Below are 16,767 nucleotides of genomic sequence, written 5' to 3'. Positions count from 1 at the left end.
CTGGCAGCCACGGCAGGGCGGGGGAAAAGCTGCCTCGCGCAAGCCCTCCGGCCCGCAGCCGACAAACCCAAACTACCTGACAACAACCTAAAAACCAACCATAATGGACTATAAGAACGATCAGAGAATCATCCTTACGCTCGATGCCGGCGGCACCAACTTCGTGTTCTCCGCCATGCAGGGCGGCAGGGAAATCGTGGAATCCTACACGCTGCCTTCCATGGCGGCCAGTCTCGACGACTGTCTGGGGCAGCTCGTCAAGGGCTTCGAGCACATCAAGGCGCAGGTGCCGGCCGCACCCAGCGCCATCAGCTTCGCCTTTCCCGGCCCGGCCGACTATAAGAACGGCATCATCGGCGACCTGCCCAACTTCCCCTCCTTCCGTGGCGGCATCGCCCTGGGCCCGTTCCTCGAGCGGAAGTTCGGCGTGCCCGTGTTCATCAACAACGACGGCAGCCTCTTCGCCTACGGCGAGGCCATGGGCGGGGCGCTGCCCGAAGTCAACCGTCTTCTTGAACAGGCGGGCAGCCCCAAGCGGTTCAGCCATCTGCTGGGCATCACCCTCGGCACCGGCTTCGGCGCGGGCGTGGTCATCAACGGCGAGCTCCTGCTGGGCGACAACGGCGTGGGCGGCGACATCTGGTGCTTCCGCAACAAGAAATATCCCGAGTATATAGCCGAGGAGAGCGTGGCCATCCGTGCCGTGCAGCGCGTCTACAGGGAGCTCTCGGGCGATGATTCCGACCTCACGCCGAAGGACATCAGCGAGATTGCCGCGGGTCGCCGTCCGGGCAACGCGGAGGCTGCGCGCAAGAGCTTTGCCGAGCTGGGCGAGATGGCGGGCGACGCCATTGCCACGGCCGACACGATCGTTGACGGCCTCGTGGTCATCGGCGGCGGCGTGGCTCACAGCTCCGACCTCATCTTCCCGTCGCTGGTCGGCGAGATGAACAGCAAACTTAAGATGATGAACGGCGAGCAGGTGGGGCACATGCAGATGAGGGTCTACAACCTGGAAGACCCCGGTGAGCTGGCCGAGTTCCTGAAGGGAGGTGCCGTGAAGGTGGCCGTTCCCGGCACCGACGAGTGCGTGGACTACGACCCGGTGAAGCGCATCGGCGTGCTCCGGACGAAGCTCGGGGCTTCTCCGGCCATCTCCCTGGGAGCCTATATGTTTGCCCTCAACGAGCTGGATAAATAGGATGGTGGGATTACACGCCGCTTGTAATGCGATTACACACGGCGTGTAATCGTGTTACACACGGCTTGTAACATCTTGAAATGCGGCAAGGAGCAGCGGTGCTTCCTGCCGCATTCTTCTTGAAGGGCTATTCCGGATAGGTGAGGTTCTCGTCTCCGATGTGCTCCAGCACCTCGGTCAGGTACTTGCGTGCCTCCCATCGTGCCATGGGCAGGTCGTGGAGCAGCCAGTTGCCGCAGTCCCTGGGTGCCGCTCCGGGTATCTCGCCCTCGAAGTCGGCCACATAGGCGAAGGTGCGTTTCATCAGTTCCACGATGTCTCGGCTCTCATAGTCGCCGCGCAGCAGGAGGTAGTTGCCCGTCAGGCAGCCCATCGGCCCCCAGTAGACGACGCGGTCTTTCCACTCCTCGTCGTTGCGCAGGAAGGTGGCGGCCAGGTGCTCGATGGTGTGCAGGGCTCCCGGGTGCAGGGACGGCTCACGGTTGGGCTCCTTCATGCGGATGTCGAATGTGGTAACCGTCTCGTTGCCCACGGCATCCTTGCGGGAAACATAGATGCCCCTGAGGAGTTTCTCGTGATTGATGGTAAAGCTGGGAATCTTGTTCATATCTGTTGTCTTTTGTTGTTTTCGGAGGCGCGGGTCAGAGGGCTTCGAGGAACTGTCGGGTTACGCGGAAGCTGCCCTCGGCCATGCGGTTCCAGAAGTCGAAGTACTGCGCTGCCTTGTGGTCTTTCAGCGGCACATCGCTGATGATGCGCAGCGAGACGAAGGGCACGCCGCAGAGGTGGCAGGTCTGGGCGATGGCGCAGCTCTCCATGTCCACGGCCATGGCCTCGGGGAAGTGGTCGAGGATGGCGCTCATCTTCTCCCTGGAGTCTACGAACCAGTCGCCGGATACGGTGAGTCCCGCCACGATGCGGGTCTCCGTCTCGAGGGCGAGGGCTTTCTCCACGAGGCTCGCGGGAGCCGCAAACCGTGGCGGGAGCCCCATCACCTGCCCGTATTCCACCTCGCTGCCGCAGTAGAAGTCGTGGTAGGCGCACTCCGTTGCCACCACCACATCCAGCGGATCGAGGCTCACGCTGGCACCTCCGGCCACGCCCGTGGACAGCACGAGGTCGGGCTGATAGCCGTCTATCATCTCCACGGCGCCCACGGCGGCGTTCACCTTGCCGATGCCGCACTGTTGCAGAATCACCTCGTTGCCGCCGATGCGGCCCAGGGTGAAGTCCTTGTGGTGGCGGTGCTCGGTCGTACTCTCCTTCAGAAGAGTGCAAAGCTGGCGGAATTCCTTGTCCATCGCCACGATAATCCCTATTCTCATGATTCCTGATGTTTTGTTCGCAAAGTTACATCAAACTGCCGATTTAAACGAAGAATTCCCCCAAAACTTGCTCTTTTTCTCTCCTCGGGCTGTCGGCGGGGCCGCTTTGTTCGTGCCTCCATGCAGGGCGGGGTGGTTTTTCCGGTCGTGAGCCCGAATTTGTGCGGCCGGGGGGAGGAGAAAGGGGCTGTGCTCGCTTTTTTGTACTTTTATATCTCCGTTTTCTTGTTTTTTACCTTTAAATGTTTTAATTTTGCCTGTGAAATGGCAAAAAGAGATATTCTTCTTGCCTTTCATAGAGTTTCGGACAATCTCATATTGCAGTAAAAAACGGATAAGACGGGATGAAAAAGAGCTTTTGGATTTTGGCAATGGCAGGTGTTCTCCTTGCCGCCAACCTGTGGGCAGAGAACCTTGGTGAGGAAGATGGCTGCAAGATACTCTCTTTCTATCAGCAATATGGCAAGGCCTTCAGCATGAAGGACATGCGGCAGAGCTTTGCCAAATGCGACTCGCTGATGGCTATCTATTGCTCCGCGGAACTGTGTAAGGACACCAAGGAAGACCGTCTCCACGGAATTGCCTATGAGTTTGTTACCTGCAATTACGGCATCGACGAGTTGTCATCGCGGACTGTGCAAGTGGAAATAGAAGGAAATGCCTACATCGTAACCTATGATTTCAATGACATGGACGACCGTATGCAGAGCAAAGTCAAGACTGTGGCCTTGAAGGTGGAAATGAAAAATTATAAGATAGATAAAGTAACGGATCTGACCCCGTCGCATTAGTGTTTAGGAGACAGGCTCACCAAGAGTCTCCAACCTGGAATCCCGATGCGGGGGGAACGATGAAAAAGAATATAATAACAAGATGAAGACTTTGAAGAAATACTGGCTCGACCTTGCGGCCGTGGCCTTGTTTACGGCAATCTCGTTTGTTTACTTCATGCCGGCCGACATCGACGGGCGGATACTTTTCCGCCACGACTCGTCCGCCGGGCGGGGAGCGGGGCAGGAGGCTGCCGAGTATTATCAGAAGACGGGCAAGGTCTCGCGCTGGACGAACGCCACCTTCAGCGGCATGCCGACCTATCAGACCTCGCCGTCCTATGCGAGTACCAACGGCCTGCAGAAGGCCATGGACGCCTATCACCTGTGGCTTCCGGACAATGTCTGGTATGTATTCGCCTACCTGCTGGGCTTCTACATCCTGCTCCGGGCGTTCGACTTCCGCAGGGAACTGGCCGCGCTGGGCTCCATCCTGTGGGCGTTCTCGTCGTATTTCTTCATCATCATCGCCGCGGGGCACATCTGGAAGGTGATGGCGCTGGCCTATCTGCCGCCGATGATAGCGGGCGTGGTGCTCGCCTACCGGGGCAAGTTCCTGTGGGGACTCATCCTCACGGCCGTGTTCTCGGCCTTTGAGGTGAAGGCCAACCATGTGCAGATGACCTATTATTACCTCTTCATCATCCTCTTCATGGTCGTGGCCTTCCTCGTGGAAGCCGTCAGGGAGAAGCAGCTCGGGCGGTTTGCCAAGGCCACGCTGGCCTGTCTGGTGGGTGCCGCCATCGGCATCTGCATCAACCTGAGCAACCTCTATCACACCTGGGAGTACGGCCAGGAAAGCATGCGCGGCAAGAGCGAGCTCGTGAAGAAGAACTCCGCCAATCAGACCAACAGCGGTCTCGACCGCGACTACATCACCCAATGGAGCTACGGCCTCGATGAGACATGGACGCTGCTCATCCCCAACGCCAAGGGCGGAGCCAGCGTGCCGCTGGCCGCCAATGAGACGGCGATGAAGAAGGCCGACCCCAATTTCTATCAGATCTATCAGCAGCTGGGCCAGTACTGGGGCACCCAGCCGGGCACCAGCGGCCCCGTCTATGTGGGTGCCTTCGTGCTCATGCTCTTCATCCTGGGGCTGTTCATCGTGCGGGGACCCATGAAGTGGGCGTTGCTTGGCGCCACGGTGCTCTCCGTCCTGCTGTCGTGGGGGCGCAACTTCATGCCGCTCACCGACTTCTTCCTCGACTATGTGCCGCTCTATTCCAAGTTCCGCACGGTGGCGTCCATCCTCGTCATCGCCGAGTTCACCATTCCCCTGCTGGCCATGATGGCGCTGAAGCGGGTGGTCGACGAGCCCGAGATTCTGACGCGCAAGGTGAAGTGGGTCTACTTGAGCTTTGCCCTCACGGGCGGCCTGGCCCTGCTCTTCGCGCTGGCTCCGGGCGTCTTCTTCTCCGACTTCGTGTCGCCCTCCGAACTGGAGGCCCTGAAGCAGTTGCCCGCGGAATACTATAGTCCCGTGGTGAGCAACCTCACCGAGATGCGCAAGGCCGTCTTCACGGCCGACTGCTGGCGCTCATTCTGGATCATCCTGATAGGCACCCTCTGCCTCCTGTTCTTCAAGGCGAGGAAGCTGAAGGCCGGATGGATGGTCGGAGCCATAGCCCTGCTCTGCCTGATAGACATGTGGCAGGTGAACAAACGCTATCTCAACGACGACATGTTCGTGGAGAAGAGCGTGCGCGACACGCCCCAGCAGATGACGCCGACCGACCGGCAGATCCTGCAGGACAAGGCGTTGGACTACCGGGTGCTGAATCTTGCCACGAACACCTTCAACGAAAACGAGACCTCTTACTACCATAAGAGCATCGGCGGCTATCACGCGGCCAAGCTCCGCCGCTATCAGGAGATGATAGAGGCCTACATCAATCCCGAGATGTCGAAGCTGATGCCCGCCATAGCGGAGGCCAACGGCGACATGACCAAGATTGACGGCGACTCGCTCTATCCGGTGCTGAACATGCTCAACACGAAGTATTTCATCGTTCCTCTCCAGGCCGGGCAGACCGTTCCGATACAGAACCCCTACGCCTATGGCAACGCCTGGTTCGTAGACCGGATTTCCTATGTGGACAATGCCAATCAGGAGATAGACCGCATCGGGCAGATAGACCTGCGCCACGAGGCCGTTGCCGACGCCCGCTTCAGGGAACAGCTGGGCGAGGCGGCTCCGCAGGACGCGAAGTCCGTGGTAACCATCGAGGCCTATGAGCCCAACCAGCTGACCTATCAGGTGGAGTCAGACAAGGGCGGCGTGCTCGTCTTCTCCGAGGTTTACTATCCCGGATGGACGGCAACGGTAGACGGCGAGCCCGCGGAAGTGGGCCGCGTGGACTACATCCTGCGTGCCATCCACATCCAGGCGGGCACCCACAAGGTGGTGCTCAGCTTCTTCCCGAAGAGCGTGAGCACCACGGAGACCATCGCCTATATCGCCTACGGCGTGCTGTTGCTCGTGATTCTGCTGGGCATCTATTCAGAATATCGTAAGAAAAAGAAGGTCGTGAAATGAAAAAACTGTTATCGCTGCCGCCCAATCTGGTGAGGCACTTCCATGATATAACCGGTTATGACCGCGCCGAATGGTTCTGCACCAACGACCCCGTAGATCGCAAGCTGGGATCGGGAGGAGGCTCGGCATGGCTGCTGAAAGCCGCCTTCGAGGCACAGGGCGGAGGCCTCTCGTTCGACGAATGGCTGTCGTCGGAGAAGCGACTGCTGCTCCATGCCGGCGGACAGAGCCGCCGACTGCCGGCCTATGCGCCGTCGGGCAAGGTGCTCACCCCGATTCCCGTATTCCGCTGGGAACGCGGTCAGCGTCTCTCGCAAGACCTGCTGTCGCTGCAGATTCCCCTTTACCAAAAGATCATGGACGAGGCTCCGTCCGGTCTCCACACGCTCATCGTGAGCGGAGATGTATACATCCGCTCGACGGAACCCCTCCAGCCCGTCCCCGATGCGGATGTGGTGTGCTACGGGCTGTGGCTCGACGCCGAGATTGCCAAGGACCACGGGGTCTTCGTCTCGTCGCACGCGGCTCCCTCGGAGCTGAAGTGCATGCTCCAGAAACCCTCCGTGGAGACGCTGGCGCAGGTGCGGCAAGACAACTATTATCTCACCGACATCGGCGTGTGGCTGCTCTCCGACAAGGCCGTCAAGGTGCTCATGAAGCGTTCCGTGAAAGATGGCGAGATTACGAATTATGACCTGTATGGCGAGTTCGGATGCTGTCTGGGTACCGAGCCGACGATGGATGACCCGGAGGTGCGCAGCCTGAAGGTGGCCGTGGTGCCGCTGCCCGGAGGCGAATTCTACCATTACGGCACTTCGCGGGAAATCATTTCGTCGACCCTTGCCGTGCAGAATCTCGTGAACGACCAGCGTGAAATCATGCATCACTCCCGCAAACCGCACCCCTCCATCTTCCAACAGAACTCTGAAGTGTGGATAAAAATCACCGAGGAGAACAGGAATCTGTGGATAGAGAACAGCTGCGTGAGTGAGCAATGGACCATAGCGCACGACCATATCATCACCGGAGTTCCGGAAAATGACTGGCAGATAGAGCTCAAGGCGGGGCAGTGCGTAGACATCGTGCCGGTGGGCGAGAGCCGGTTTGTGGTGCGCCCCTACGGTTTCAACGACCTGTTTCGCGGCAGTCTGACCGATGCCGCCACTACTTTTATCGGCCTTCCTTTTATTAAATGGGCCGAGGAGCGCAGGATAGACACGGCCGCCATAGAGGGCGCGGACGACCTCCAGTCGGCACGCATCTTCCCCGTGGTGGACAATGTGCATGATGCCGGCCTCGCGCTGCGGTGGATGTTGAACGAGCCTTACCAGCAGGGCGGACTCTTCCTGTGGCAGCACTGCCGCAAGATGAGTGCCGACGAGATTTCCGCGGAGGCCAACCTGCTACGCCTGTCGGAGCAAAGACGGGAGAATCGGGGCAAGAACTGGCCTTTCCTGGCCAAGAACTATGCCCACAGCGTGTTCTATCAAGTCGACCTGGAGGATGCCGCCCGTGAGTTTGCCGCCCACAGCGTGGCCGAGCCGTCGCCGCTCCCGGAGAGCGAGCCTTTGCTCACGCGCATCCACGACGCCATGTTCCGTTCCGAGCTGGAGCGTCTGCGTGGCCAGGAATATGCGGCGAACGAGGCCAAGGCGTTCGGTCTTCTGCGTGAAGGCCTGACGCAGACCGCCCTCGCGTCGAGGCAGCATCCGCGCATGACCGTCCATCCCGACCAGATCGTGTGGGGGCGGAGCCCCGTGCGCATTGATATTGCCGGTGGGTGGACCGACACCCCGCCTTACTGCCTGATGGAGGGAGGAAATGTCATCAACCTTGCCATCGAGCTGAACGGGCAGCCCCCGTTGCAGGCCTATATACGCCCGAGCAGGGAATACCGTGTCGTGCTCCGCAGCATCGACCTCGGTGCCTCGGAGCAGGTGAGCACCTATGAAGAGCTGGCCGACTTCAACCATGTGGGGAGTCCTTTCTCCATTCCCAAGGCCGCCTTGGTGTTGGCAGGCTTCCAGCCTGGCTTTTCCGTGGAAAAGTTCGGCTCGCTCGAGGAGCAGCTCCGGGTGTTCGGCTGCGGCATAGAGGTTACCATGCTCTCTGCCATTCCTGCCGGTTCGGGGCTCGGCACGAGCAGCATCCTCGCCTCGACGGTGCTCGGCGCGCTGAATGATTTCTGCGGGCTGATGTGGGACAAGAACGAGATTGGGCGCCGGACGCTGGTTCTCGAGCAGCTTCTCACCACCGGCGGAGGCTGGCAGGACCAGTTCGGAGGAATCCTCCCGGGCATCAAGCTCCTGCAGAGCGACAAGGGATTCGACCAGAAACCGATAGCGCGATGGCTGCCTTCGTCGGTCTTCATGCAGCCGGAATACCGTGCCTGCCACCTGCTTTACTATACGGGCATCACCCGGACGGCAAAGAACATCCTCTCGGAAATCGTGCGCCGCATGTTCCTCAACCAGCACGACGAGCTCGCGGTGCTGCGGGAGATGAAGGCGCACACCATGGATATGTATGAGGCCATCCAGCGGGGCAACTTCAGCGAGATAGGGCAGCTGGTGCGGAAGACCTGGAAGCAGAACCAGATGCTCGACCGCGGCACCAACCCGGAGGCGGTGGCGGAGATTATCCGGAGCGTGGACGACCTCTGTGCGGGCTACAAGCTGCCCGGCGCGGGCGGCGGAGGCTATCTCTACATGATAGCCAAAGACCCGGAGGCAGCCGCCCGCATCCGGCAGATACTGGGCGAGAACAGGCCGAATGACAACGTGCGCTTCGTGGAGATGTCGCTGAGTGAGACAGGACTGCAGGTTTCAAGAAGTTAAGGCATATGTATACTTATAAACATCCCCATCCCGCCGTTGCCGCCGACTGCGTGGTCTTTGCGCACGACGGGGCAGACACGAAGGTGCTGCTCATCGAGCGGAAGAACGACCCCTGCCGTGGCGAGTGGGCTTTCCCGGGCGGTTTCATGAACATCGACGAGACCGCCGAGGAGGCTGCATGCCGCGAACTGGAGGAGGAAACGGGACTCACGGTGGCCGAGGTTCACCAGGTAGGAGCCTTTACGGCCGTCGACCGCGATCCTCGTGAGCGCATCGTGTCCATCACTTATTATGTAGAGCTGCCGGCCGTGGTGGCGGTGAGGGGTGCAGATGATGCCAAGAAGGCCCGGTGGTTCTCGCTGGACGACCTGCCGCAGCTGGCCTTCGACCACGAAATGATATTACGAAAGGCTGTCGAAAGATGGAATTCAGAACGCAGGTAGAGATTCGCAAGGCTCCGTTTGAGATTCCTCCCTGTGAGGAAATGCTCTTTGTGGGCAGTTGCTTTGCCGACAGCATGGGTCGCCGTTTCCAGGAAGAAAGGTTCCGGGCCACGGTGAATCCCTATGGCGTGATGTACAATCCTGCCTCGGTGCTGCACACCGTCGTGCGCCAGTCGGAGGCCGGCAAGGTGCCCAATGTCGCCGTCTTTACCCTGGGCACGAATCATGTCTATGTGCTTAAGGAAACGGGCGAGATCGTGGACAACTGCCAGAAGCGTCCCCAGAACCTGTTCATCGAGCGGCTGCTCAGCGTGGACGAGTGCGCCGACTATCTCCTCCGGGCCGTCGAGGCGTTGCGGAATGTCAATCCGCGGGTGAAGGTTGTCTTCACGGTGAGCCCCATCCGCTATCGCAAATACGGCTACCATGAGAGCCAGCTGTCGAAGGCCACCCTCCTGTTGGCAGTAGACAGGGTGGTGAAGGCCGCCGACCGGCCCGACTCGAGCCTGACTTATTTCCCCGCCTATGAAATCGTGAACGACGAGTTGCGCGACTATCGCTTCTACAAGGAGGACATGCTGCACCCCTCGGAGCAGGCTGTGGCCTACATCTGGGATAAGTTCTCGGAGGCCTATTTCGGACAGGCGACCCTTGACTTCCTCAACGAATGGAAGCCCCTGAAAGAGGCTCTGGCACACCGGCCGTTTGCTCCCGACTCGGAGGAATACCGCCGCTTTATGGATAAAACAATGTTAAGAGTTCGGGCTCTTTCGGAAAAATATCCTAACTTTGCACTGGAATAAGGAAACACTAACATAGAAATGACATATACTATAGAAAAGGTAACAGCCCTGATGGGTGCGCGCCGCTATGGCGAACAGAATGCCAATATCGGCTTCCTGCTTACCGACAGCCGTTCGCTCTGCTTCCCGGAGGAGACATTGTTCTTTGCGCTCAAGTCGGAGCGGAACGACGGCCATCACTATATTCCCGACCTCTACCGCCGCGGGGTGTATAACTTTGTCGTGGAAACCCTGCCGGCTAACTATGAGAAAGACTACCCCGGGGCCAACTTCCTGAAGGTGGAGAGTACGCTCGAGGCCCTGCAGCGCCTGGCCGAGCGCCACCGCGAGAAGTTCAGCATACCCGTGGTGGGCATCACGGGAAGCAACGGCAAGACCATGGTGAAGGAGTGGCTCTATCAGCTGCTGTCGCCCCAGATGGCGGTAACGCGCAGTCCGCGCAGCTACAATTCGCAGATAGGAGTGCCGCTCTCCGTATGGCTTTTGAACGAAAGCACACAGGTGGGGCTCTTTGAGGCGGGCATCAGCGAGCCCACGGAGATGGCTCCGCTGCGCAACATCATCCAGCCCACCATCTCCGTATTGACGGGTATCGGCGCGGCGCACCAGGAGAATTTCGAGTCGCTGGAGGCCAAATGCCGCGAGAAGGCGCAGCTCTTCCACGATGCCAAGACGCTGGTCTACAATGCCGACGACGACATCGTGGGGAAGGTGGTGCAAGCAGAAGGCTACAAGGGCGAGCGACTTTGCTGGTCGATGAGCGACCGGCATGCCGCCTTGTATGTGAAGTCGGTGGAGAAGAAGGCCACCGCCACGACCGTTACCTATAGCTTCCGGGGCGGCGAGGAGAACTGGTATTCGCTGCCGTTCATCGACAATGCCTCCATCGTCAACTCGGTGATCTGTGCCGCGGTGGCCCTTCACCTCGGGGTGAGCGCCGAGGATCTGGACGAGCGGATGCAGCATCTGGAGCCCGTGGCCATGCGCCTGGAGGTGAAGCAGGGCCAGCACGGGTGCACATTGATCAATGATTCTTATAACTCGGACATCAACTCCCTCGACATAGCCCTCGACTTCATGGCGCGCCGACCGGACCATGAGGGACGCCGTCGCACCCTGATCCTGAGCGATATAGAGCAGAGCGGGGAGACCCCGGAGCAGCTCTACCGGGAGGTGTCGGCCCTCTGCGAGAAGCGCGGTGTGGAGAAATTCATCGGCATCGGACCGCAGATTACTGCCCAGGCCGACGATATACGCATCCCGGAGAAGTGCTTCTTCAGGAGCGTGGAGCAGTTTATCCAGAGCGAGGTGTTCGCCTCCCTGCGCGACGAGGTCATCCTGCTGAAGGGCGCGCGGCAGTTCGGCTTCGACCGGCTGACCGAGCTCCTCGTGCAGAAAGTGCACGAGACGATTCTCGAGGTGAACCTCTCGGCCCTGGTCGCCAACCTCAACTGGTATCGTTCCTTCATGAAGCCGGAGACCAAACTGGTGTGTATGATCAAGGCGGATGCCTATGGTGCCGGCAGCGTGGAGGTGGCCAAGACTCTGCAGGACCATCGGGTGGACTATCTGGCGGTGGCCGTGGCCGACGAGGGGGTAACCCTCCGCAAGAACGGCATCACCTCCAACATCATGATCATGAATCCCGAGATGACGGCATTCAAGACCATGTTCGACTACGACCTTGAGCCGGAGGTCTACTCCTTCCGGCTGCTCGAGGCCCTGATAAAGGCTGCCGAGAAGGAGGGCATCACCGGCTATCCCGTCCATATCAAGCTCGACACGGGCATGCACCGCCTCGGCTTCAACCCCGAGGAAGACATGGAGCGCCTCATCGACCGCCTGAAGCACCAGAACGCCATCATCCCCCGCTCGGTATTCTCCCATTTCGTGGGTTCCGACAGCGACGGGTTCGACGACTTCAGCGCACGGCAGTTCGAGCTCTTCGACGCCGGCAGCCGCCAGCTGCAGGCCGCCTTCGACCACAAGATACTGCGCCATATAGACAATTCGGCGGGCATCGAGCACTTCCCCGACCGTCAGCTGGACATGTGCCGGCTGGGACTGGGCCTCTACGGCATCAATCCCCGCAACAACGAAATCCTCAACAATGTCTCTACCCTCAAGACCACCATCCTCCAGCTGCGCCGCGTGAAGGCGGGCGAGACGGTGGGCTACAGCCGCAAGGGCACCCTGACCCGCGACTCCGTGATAGCCGCCATCCCGATAGGCTATGCCGACGGCCTGAACCGCCGCCTCGGCAACCGCCGCTGCCATTGCCTCGTAAACGGACAGAAGGCCGAGTATGTGGGCAACATCTGCATGGATGTCTGCATGATTGATGTAACGGACATCCCCTGCAAGGAGGGCGACAGCGTGGAAATCTTCGGCGACCACCTGCCCGTAACGGTGCTCTCGGATGTGCTCGACACCATCCCCTACGAGGTGCTCACGGGCATTTCCAACCGCGTGAAGCGCGTGTATTTCCAAGACTAAACGCTCCGCCGCAGGTCTCCCCGGAGCAGGAAGGCCTGCGGGCGGGCTCCTCCATAATGAAAACAAGAACTGAAAACATACCATGAACATGAACTATGACACACCAAACACCAGCCAGGGCATGCAGCAGAAGATGACAAACTTCCGCTGGATTGTCTGCGCGATGCTCTTTTTCGCCACCACCGTGAACTATCTGGATCGGCAGGTCCTCTCGCTGACCTGGAAGGACTTCATCGCCCCCGAGTTTCATTGGACGAACACCGACTATGGAAACATTGCGGCGGCATTCGCCGTGATGTATGCCATCGCCAACTTCTTCAGCGGCCGGATCATAGACTGGCTCGGCACGAAGCGCGGCTATCTATGGGCCATCGGCATCTGGTCGGCGGGTGCCTGCCTGCATGCGGCGTGCGGATGGGCCACGGAGCAGGTAGTGGGAGTGGAAGACGCCGCCCAGCTGGTGGGTGCCGTCGGCGATGTGGCAGCCACGGTCTCGATGGTGAGCGTCTATTTCTTCCTGGCCGCCCGGGTGGTTCTGGCCGCCGGAGAGTCGGGCAACTTCCCCGCGGCCGTCAAGGTTACGGCGGAGTATTTCCCGAAGAAAGACCGCGCCTTCGCCACCTCCATCTTCAACGCCGGAGCTACCGTGGGCGCCCTGATAGCCCCGTTGAGCATTCCCACGCTGGCCCGCTATTTCAAGAATATCGGCGTGGGCAACGGCTGGGAGATGGCCTTCGTGCTGATCGGCGCGCTCGGCTTCGTGTGGATGGGCTTCTGGCTCTTCGTCTATCAGCCGCTGAAGGAGAACAGGCATGTCAACGACGCGGAGCGTGAATACATCCTCCAGGACGCAAGGGTGGAGGGCGAAGCCCAGAATGAGAAGCACAAGATGTCGATAGGGCAGTGCCTGAAGCTGCGCCAGACCTGGGCCATCCTCTCCGGCAAGTTCCTCACCGACGGGGTGTGGTGGTTCTTTCTTTTCTGGACGCCGGCCTACATCAGCGATGTCTACGGCTACACCTCCGACACCCCGATGGCGCAGATGCTCATCTTCGTGCTCTATGCCATCACCATGCTTTCCCTCTACGGGGGCAAGCTGCCGACGATTCTCATCAACCGCACGGGCAAGAACCCCTATGCCTGTCGCATGCGTGCCATGCTCATCTTCGCGCTCTTCCCCCTGCTCGGACTGATGGCGCAGCCGCTCGGCAGATACAGTTGCTGGATAACCATCGTGCTCATCGGCATCATCGGGGCGGCCCACCAGAGCTGGAGCGCCAACCTCTTCTCCGTGGGGAGCGACCTCTTCCCGAAGAGCGCGGTGGCCACCATCACGGGCATCAACGGCATGGCGGGCGGCCTGAGCTCGTTTCTCATCAACTTCCTGAGCGGCCGCCTCATCGACCATTGCGACGCGGCGCAGTCCGTATTCCTGGGCTTCGAGGGCAAGGAGGCGGCCTATATGATTCTGTTCTGCTACTGTTCGGTGGCCTACCTGGCCGGGTGGCTCGTCATGAAGGGGCTCGTTCCGAAATACAAGCCCGTCGAGTGCTAATATATAAAAAGGTATATGATAAAGGACTTCTTACTCGTGGGCATGGGCAGCTTCGTCGGGGGCGGCATGCGCTATCTCGTCTCAAGGTGGGTGCAGTCGCTGGCGGTGATGGCGTTCCCGTGGGGCACCTTCGCCGTGAACATCCTGGGCTGCCTGCTCATCGGTCTGCTCTCCGGGATTCCGTCGGCAGGCCATCTGATGAGTGCCAACACGCGGCTCGTGCTCACCACGGGGTTCTGCGGCGGATTCACCACCTTCTCTACTTTCATGAACGAGAATTCCGCCCTGCTGCGGGATGGGAGCCACCTGTGCCTGATGCTCTATGTCTTCGCAAGTCTTGCCGTGGGATTCCTCGCCCTGCTGCTGGGCAACCAGCTGGCGAAAATGCTTTGAGCGGGCGGAGGAAACGAGCTGGAATACGGGGCGTGGCTGGCCGCAAAGTAAAAGGCCGCTAAAAGCTTTCCTTTTAACGGCTAAAAGCCCGCCTTCTAACGGCTAAAAGGCGACCTTTTAGCCGCCTTTTACTTTTCGAGGAAATATCGTTTAAAGAAGTCCATGCCCATCGGGTGTCAACAGGCGTCCGCTGAGGGTGCTATCTTTCTACATTCACTTTTAAGATATAGTTGATTGCGGCTACCTTACGACTGATAGGATATGCCTTGGAATTGTATTCCTTTGTCAAACTATAAAGTCTGTCTGACTGGATTTCCATGTCTTTCCCGTCAAACTCGCATTTATAGAACTCGCCTAAGGCACCTTCTATATGATAATACAACTTAAATATATGCGTGTTCTCATCACCGAACAGAGTCTTGGAGACGAGCTTGAAAGCATAGCCTTCATCCTGCTCTTTATTCTTGCTTCCATATGAACTGGAATAGTTCATGTCCCCAAACTGGATGGACAGGAACGACCCTCTTTCCCCTAAGATGGTTTTTATTTCCGGTACGACATCCAAGCCTTCTTTGAAAGGTGAATCCTTTTGCCACGCAGAGCCATTGATAAAAGTCATTGAGGAAGGAAGCCATAGATGTGATTCTGAATGGTTTTGGGTCGGGCTGCCTTCAGGTCCGGTAGTTGTTCCGTCGCTCTCTCGCGTGAGAGAAGCCGTAAGAATGTCTTCTGAAATACGGAAGACCTTGCTGTTGACATCTTTTACCAGTTGGAGGGAATCTATTATATTGGTGCCGCTCGGACTGTAGAAGGCTATTTGAAAGCTATCACCGAAAATCGCAGTATTATCTTCTCCTTCTTCATTATTACTATCACATGCATTAAAGAGAACAACACATGCCATTACGGACAGAATTTTTATCAAGGATTTCATGTTCTTATAGTTTTATGAGTTAATGTTTGTTTTTGCTGAAAACTGCGTATTCAGTTTAGCTTGCTGTGGGGAAACTATATATTTTCCCACATTTGTTGCACCGATATTAGTTTCATTGATTTCGGTTTCCAAACACGCAGATGCAATGAAAATCACAATTGACCCAAATGGAATTCTCTTCATTGGCTTATTGTGTTAAAGGTTAATTATACAGCTGCAAATATATATAACATATCAATATAAAACAAGTTTTTTTGAGGATTTTTGCTGATTTTAATTACGGAAACTTACAAAAGGTGCGCATAAAAGGCCATATCTTGAATTATATGGGCATGTCTTGTCGCCGTGGAATTCGTTTTTTACAGGAATCCCTGCTGCCGGAGGGCTTCCAGCAGCCCCTCGCTCATGGCCTCGTTGTCCTTCTTGGTGTAGCGGATGTCCGTGAAAACCTGTGCCAGAGTCTCCTTGTGGTTGATTTCCACGAAGTGCTTGTTTTCCGGCAGAGCCTCCTTGGGTTGATAGAACCGGTCGATTCGCTCGGGCGTGTAGTCCTCGTAGGTCTCCTCGTGGACGATGGCCTCCAGGGGGAGCCGGTCGCTCAATTCGGGCGACTCGTCGGGCCAGCCGAGCGTGATGGTCGCAACAGGGAATACCAGTTTCGGCAGGCGCAGTATGCGGATAATCTCCTTCGGCATATAGACGGTGGTTCCCAGAAAACACAATCCCAGCCCTTCCTCCTCGGCGAGGTTGCAGAAAGTCTGGCAATATAATAAGGTGTCGGTGGCCGCGTTCAGGAAACTGAGAAGGTTGTCGTAGCCCGGGGTGGCCCTGCGGTTCTCCGCCCAGAGCGATGTGCGCCGGAAATCCGCGCAAAAAGTGAGCACCACGGGGGCTCCGCTCACCATCGGCTGGTGGAAGTGAGCCGGTGCCAGCTCGGCCTTCTTGCCGTCGTCGCGCGTGATGACGACGGAGTAAAGTTGCAGGTTTCCCAGGGTCTGGGTGCGCTCCGACTCGCTGAGGAGTCTCTTCAGCAAGGCGTCTTCAACTTCTCGGGAAGAGTATTTCCGGATGCTCCTGCGAGTATTGATGGTTTTCATAATCGTAATTTTTGTTTGTTGCAAATATACTTCAAGTTTTCCAAAACGGGAAACTTTGCGGAAAGTTTTTTGGAAAAAATTTCCCGAAATAGTTTTTTTTCTCGAAAATATATTGTAGTTTTGCAATCGATAGGGATATAATGACTGACCTCCGAATTCTTCTCTGTGGAAAAGATGATGATTGGTTTGACTTGGAGGAATCACGAAACGGCATCCTCGGTGCGGAGGCTGCGCGAAAAGAAGGTAACTATTAACAATAACGAAAAATAAAGGCTGGAGGGCGAAGCCTGGGAGTGGGCGGACGGTCCGGTGTT

General features: G+C 57.9%; 15 protein-coding genes. 9 read left to right on the top strand and 6 right to left on the bottom strand.

What is annotated here, in order from left to right; genetic code table 11:
* The first annotated feature begins 103 nt into the window (after positions 1–103).
* A complete protein-coding gene (locus BM114_RS09455; RefSeq protein WP_092112801.1) occupies positions 104–1,201 on the top strand; it encodes an ROK family protein in 1,098 nt (365 codons plus the stop codon).
* 127 nt (positions 1,202–1,328) lie between these two features.
* On the opposite strand, the gene BM114_RS09450 is transcribed toward BM114_RS09455, so the two are convergent.
* The 3 genes from BM114_RS09450 to BM114_RS09440 are packed head-to-tail and all read right to left on the bottom strand — an operon-like array spanning position 1,329 to position 2,823.
* A complete protein-coding gene (locus BM114_RS09450) occupies positions 1,329–1,808 on the bottom strand; it encodes an S-ribosylhomocysteine lyase (RefSeq protein WP_092112800.1) in 480 nt (159 codons plus the stop codon).
* 34 nt (positions 1,809–1,842) lie between these two features.
* Positions 1,843–2,526 (bottom strand): 5'-methylthioadenosine/adenosylhomocysteine nucleosidase, encoded by a 684-nt coding sequence (locus BM114_RS09445; RefSeq protein WP_092112799.1) that lies wholly within the window; start codon positions 2,524–2,526, stop codon positions 1,843–1,845.
* Between the two features lie 30 nt (positions 2,527–2,556).
* Positions 2,557–2,823: a hypothetical protein gene (locus BM114_RS09440; RefSeq protein ID WP_092112797.1), complete on the bottom strand. Its 267-nt coding sequence runs from the start codon at positions 2,821–2,823 to the stop codon at positions 2,557–2,559.
* A gap of 47 nt (positions 2,824–2,870) precedes the next feature.
* Here BM114_RS09440 and BM114_RS09435 point away from each other — a divergent pair, with 47 nt between their 5' ends.
* The 8 genes from BM114_RS09435 to crcB all read left to right on the top strand — a co-directional run bounded on the left by BM114_RS09435 (position 2,871) and on the right by crcB (position 14,422).
* Positions 2,871–3,317: a hypothetical protein gene (locus BM114_RS09435; RefSeq protein WP_092112795.1), complete on the top strand. Its 447-nt coding sequence runs from the start codon at positions 2,871–2,873 to the stop codon at positions 3,315–3,317.
* Positions 3,318–3,399: 82 nt separating this feature from the next.
* Positions 3,400–5,895, top strand: a complete 2,496-nt coding sequence (locus BM114_RS09430; protein WP_092112794.1) for a YfhO family protein — start codon at positions 3,400–3,402, stop codon at positions 5,893–5,895.
* Positions 5,892–8,732: a bifunctional fucokinase/fucose-1-phosphate guanylyltransferase gene (locus BM114_RS09425; RefSeq protein ID WP_092112793.1), complete on the top strand. Its 2,841-nt coding sequence runs from the start codon at positions 5,892–5,894 to the stop codon at positions 8,730–8,732. The genes BM114_RS09430 and BM114_RS09425 overlap by 4 nt, the downstream gene beginning before the upstream one ends.
* A gap of 5 nt (positions 8,733–8,737) precedes the next feature.
* The gene (locus BM114_RS09420; RefSeq protein ID WP_092112792.1) at positions 8,738–9,175 is read left to right on the top strand and encodes an NUDIX domain-containing protein; all 438 of its coding nucleotides are present in this window, start codon (positions 8,738–8,740) and stop codon (positions 9,173–9,175) included.
* Positions 9,154–9,978: a GSCFA domain-containing protein gene (locus BM114_RS09415; protein WP_092112791.1), complete on the top strand. Its 825-nt coding sequence runs from the start codon at positions 9,154–9,156 to the stop codon at positions 9,976–9,978. Before BM114_RS09420 ends, BM114_RS09415 begins: the two co-directional genes overlap by 22 nt.
* A gap of 18 nt (positions 9,979–9,996) precedes the next feature.
* Complete coding sequence (locus tag BM114_RS09410) at positions 9,997–12,474, top strand: bifunctional UDP-N-acetylmuramoyl-tripeptide:D-alanyl-D-alanine ligase/alanine racemase (protein ID WP_092112789.1); 2,478 nt, start codon at positions 9,997–9,999, stop codon at positions 12,472–12,474.
* Positions 12,475–12,562: 88 nt separating this feature from the next.
* On the top strand, positions 12,563–14,029 hold the full coding sequence (locus BM114_RS09405; protein WP_255406481.1) for an MFS transporter: 1,467 nt from the start codon (positions 12,563–12,565) through the stop codon (positions 14,027–14,029).
* A gap of 15 nt (positions 14,030–14,044) precedes the next feature.
* Complete coding sequence (crcB, locus tag BM114_RS09400) at positions 14,045–14,422, top strand: fluoride efflux transporter CrcB (RefSeq protein WP_092112786.1); 378 nt, start codon at positions 14,045–14,047, stop codon at positions 14,420–14,422.
* 199 nt (positions 14,423–14,621) lie between these two features.
* Here the strand turns inward: crcB and BM114_RS09395 are convergent, their stop codons facing one another.
* The 3 genes from BM114_RS09395 to BM114_RS09390 form a co-directional block, all read right to left on the bottom strand.
* A complete protein-coding gene (locus BM114_RS09395; protein ID WP_092112784.1) occupies positions 14,622–15,326 on the bottom strand; it encodes a hypothetical protein in 705 nt (234 codons plus the stop codon).
* A gap of 42 nt (positions 15,327–15,368) precedes the next feature.
* Positions 15,369–15,539 carry a hypothetical protein gene (locus BM114_RS14385; protein ID WP_177207087.1) on the bottom strand — a complete coding sequence of 57 codons (171 nt, stop codon included), beginning with the start codon at positions 15,537–15,539 and terminating at the stop codon, positions 15,369–15,371.
* A gap of 176 nt (positions 15,540–15,715) precedes the next feature.
* Positions 15,716–16,453, bottom strand: coding sequence for a nitroreductase family protein (locus BM114_RS09390; RefSeq protein ID WP_092112782.1), 738 nt, complete (start codon positions 16,451–16,453; stop codon positions 15,716–15,718).
* Positions 16,454–16,767: the final 314 nt, after the last annotated feature.

Source organism: Prevotella sp. KH2C16 (assembly GCF_900113305.1).
GTDB lineage: Bacteria > Bacteroidota > Bacteroidia > Bacteroidales > Bacteroidaceae > Prevotella.
This window is presented reverse-complemented; position numbering and strand designations above follow the sequence as displayed.

What these genes read in the sequence shown, in the direction of transcription:
- BM114_RS09455 (WP_092112801.1), top strand. Translation starts at nt 104, where the DNA reads ATGGACTATAAGAACGATCAGAGAATCATCCTTACGCTCGATGCCGGC.
- BM114_RS09405 (WP_255406481.1), top strand. Translation starts at nt 12,563, where the DNA reads ATGAACTATGACACACCAAACACCAGCCAGGGCATGCAGCAGAAGATG.
- BM114_RS09450 (WP_092112800.1), bottom strand. Translation starts at nt 1,808, where the DNA reads ATGAACAAGATTCCCAGCTTTACCATCAATCACGAGAAACTCCTCAGG.
- BM114_RS09410 (WP_092112789.1), top strand. Translation starts at nt 9,997, where the DNA reads ATGACATATACTATAGAAAAGGTAACAGCCCTGATGGGTGCGCGCCGC.
- BM114_RS09440 (WP_092112797.1), bottom strand. Translation starts at nt 2,823, where the DNA reads ATGAAAGGCAAGAAGAATATCTCTTTTTGCCATTTCACAGGCAAAATT.
- BM114_RS09390 (WP_092112782.1), bottom strand. Translation starts at nt 16,453, where the DNA reads ATGAAAACCATCAATACTCGCAGGAGCATCCGGAAATACTCTTCCCGA.
- BM114_RS09420 (WP_092112792.1), top strand. Translation starts at nt 8,738, where the DNA reads ATGTATACTTATAAACATCCCCATCCCGCCGTTGCCGCCGACTGCGTG.
- BM114_RS09395 (WP_092112784.1), bottom strand. Translation starts at nt 15,326, where the DNA reads ATGGCATGTGTTGTTCTCTTTAATGCATGTGATAGTAATAATGAAGAA.
- BM114_RS09425 (WP_092112793.1), top strand. Translation starts at nt 5,892, where the DNA reads ATGAAAAAACTGTTATCGCTGCCGCCCAATCTGGTGAGGCACTTCCAT.
- crcB (WP_092112786.1), top strand. Translation starts at nt 14,045, where the DNA reads ATGATAAAGGACTTCTTACTCGTGGGCATGGGCAGCTTCGTCGGGGGC.
- BM114_RS09415 (WP_092112791.1), top strand. Translation starts at nt 9,154, where the DNA reads ATGGAATTCAGAACGCAGGTAGAGATTCGCAAGGCTCCGTTTGAGATT.
- BM114_RS14385 (WP_177207087.1), bottom strand. Translation starts at nt 15,539, where the DNA reads ATGAAGAGAATTCCATTTGGGTCAATTGTGATTTTCATTGCATCTGCG.
- BM114_RS09445 (WP_092112799.1), bottom strand. Translation starts at nt 2,526, where the DNA reads ATGAGAATAGGGATTATCGTGGCGATGGACAAGGAATTCCGCCAGCTT.
- BM114_RS09430 (WP_092112794.1), top strand. Translation starts at nt 3,400, where the DNA reads ATGAAGACTTTGAAGAAATACTGGCTCGACCTTGCGGCCGTGGCCTTG.
- BM114_RS09435 (WP_092112795.1), top strand. Translation starts at nt 2,871, where the DNA reads ATGAAAAAGAGCTTTTGGATTTTGGCAATGGCAGGTGTTCTCCTTGCC.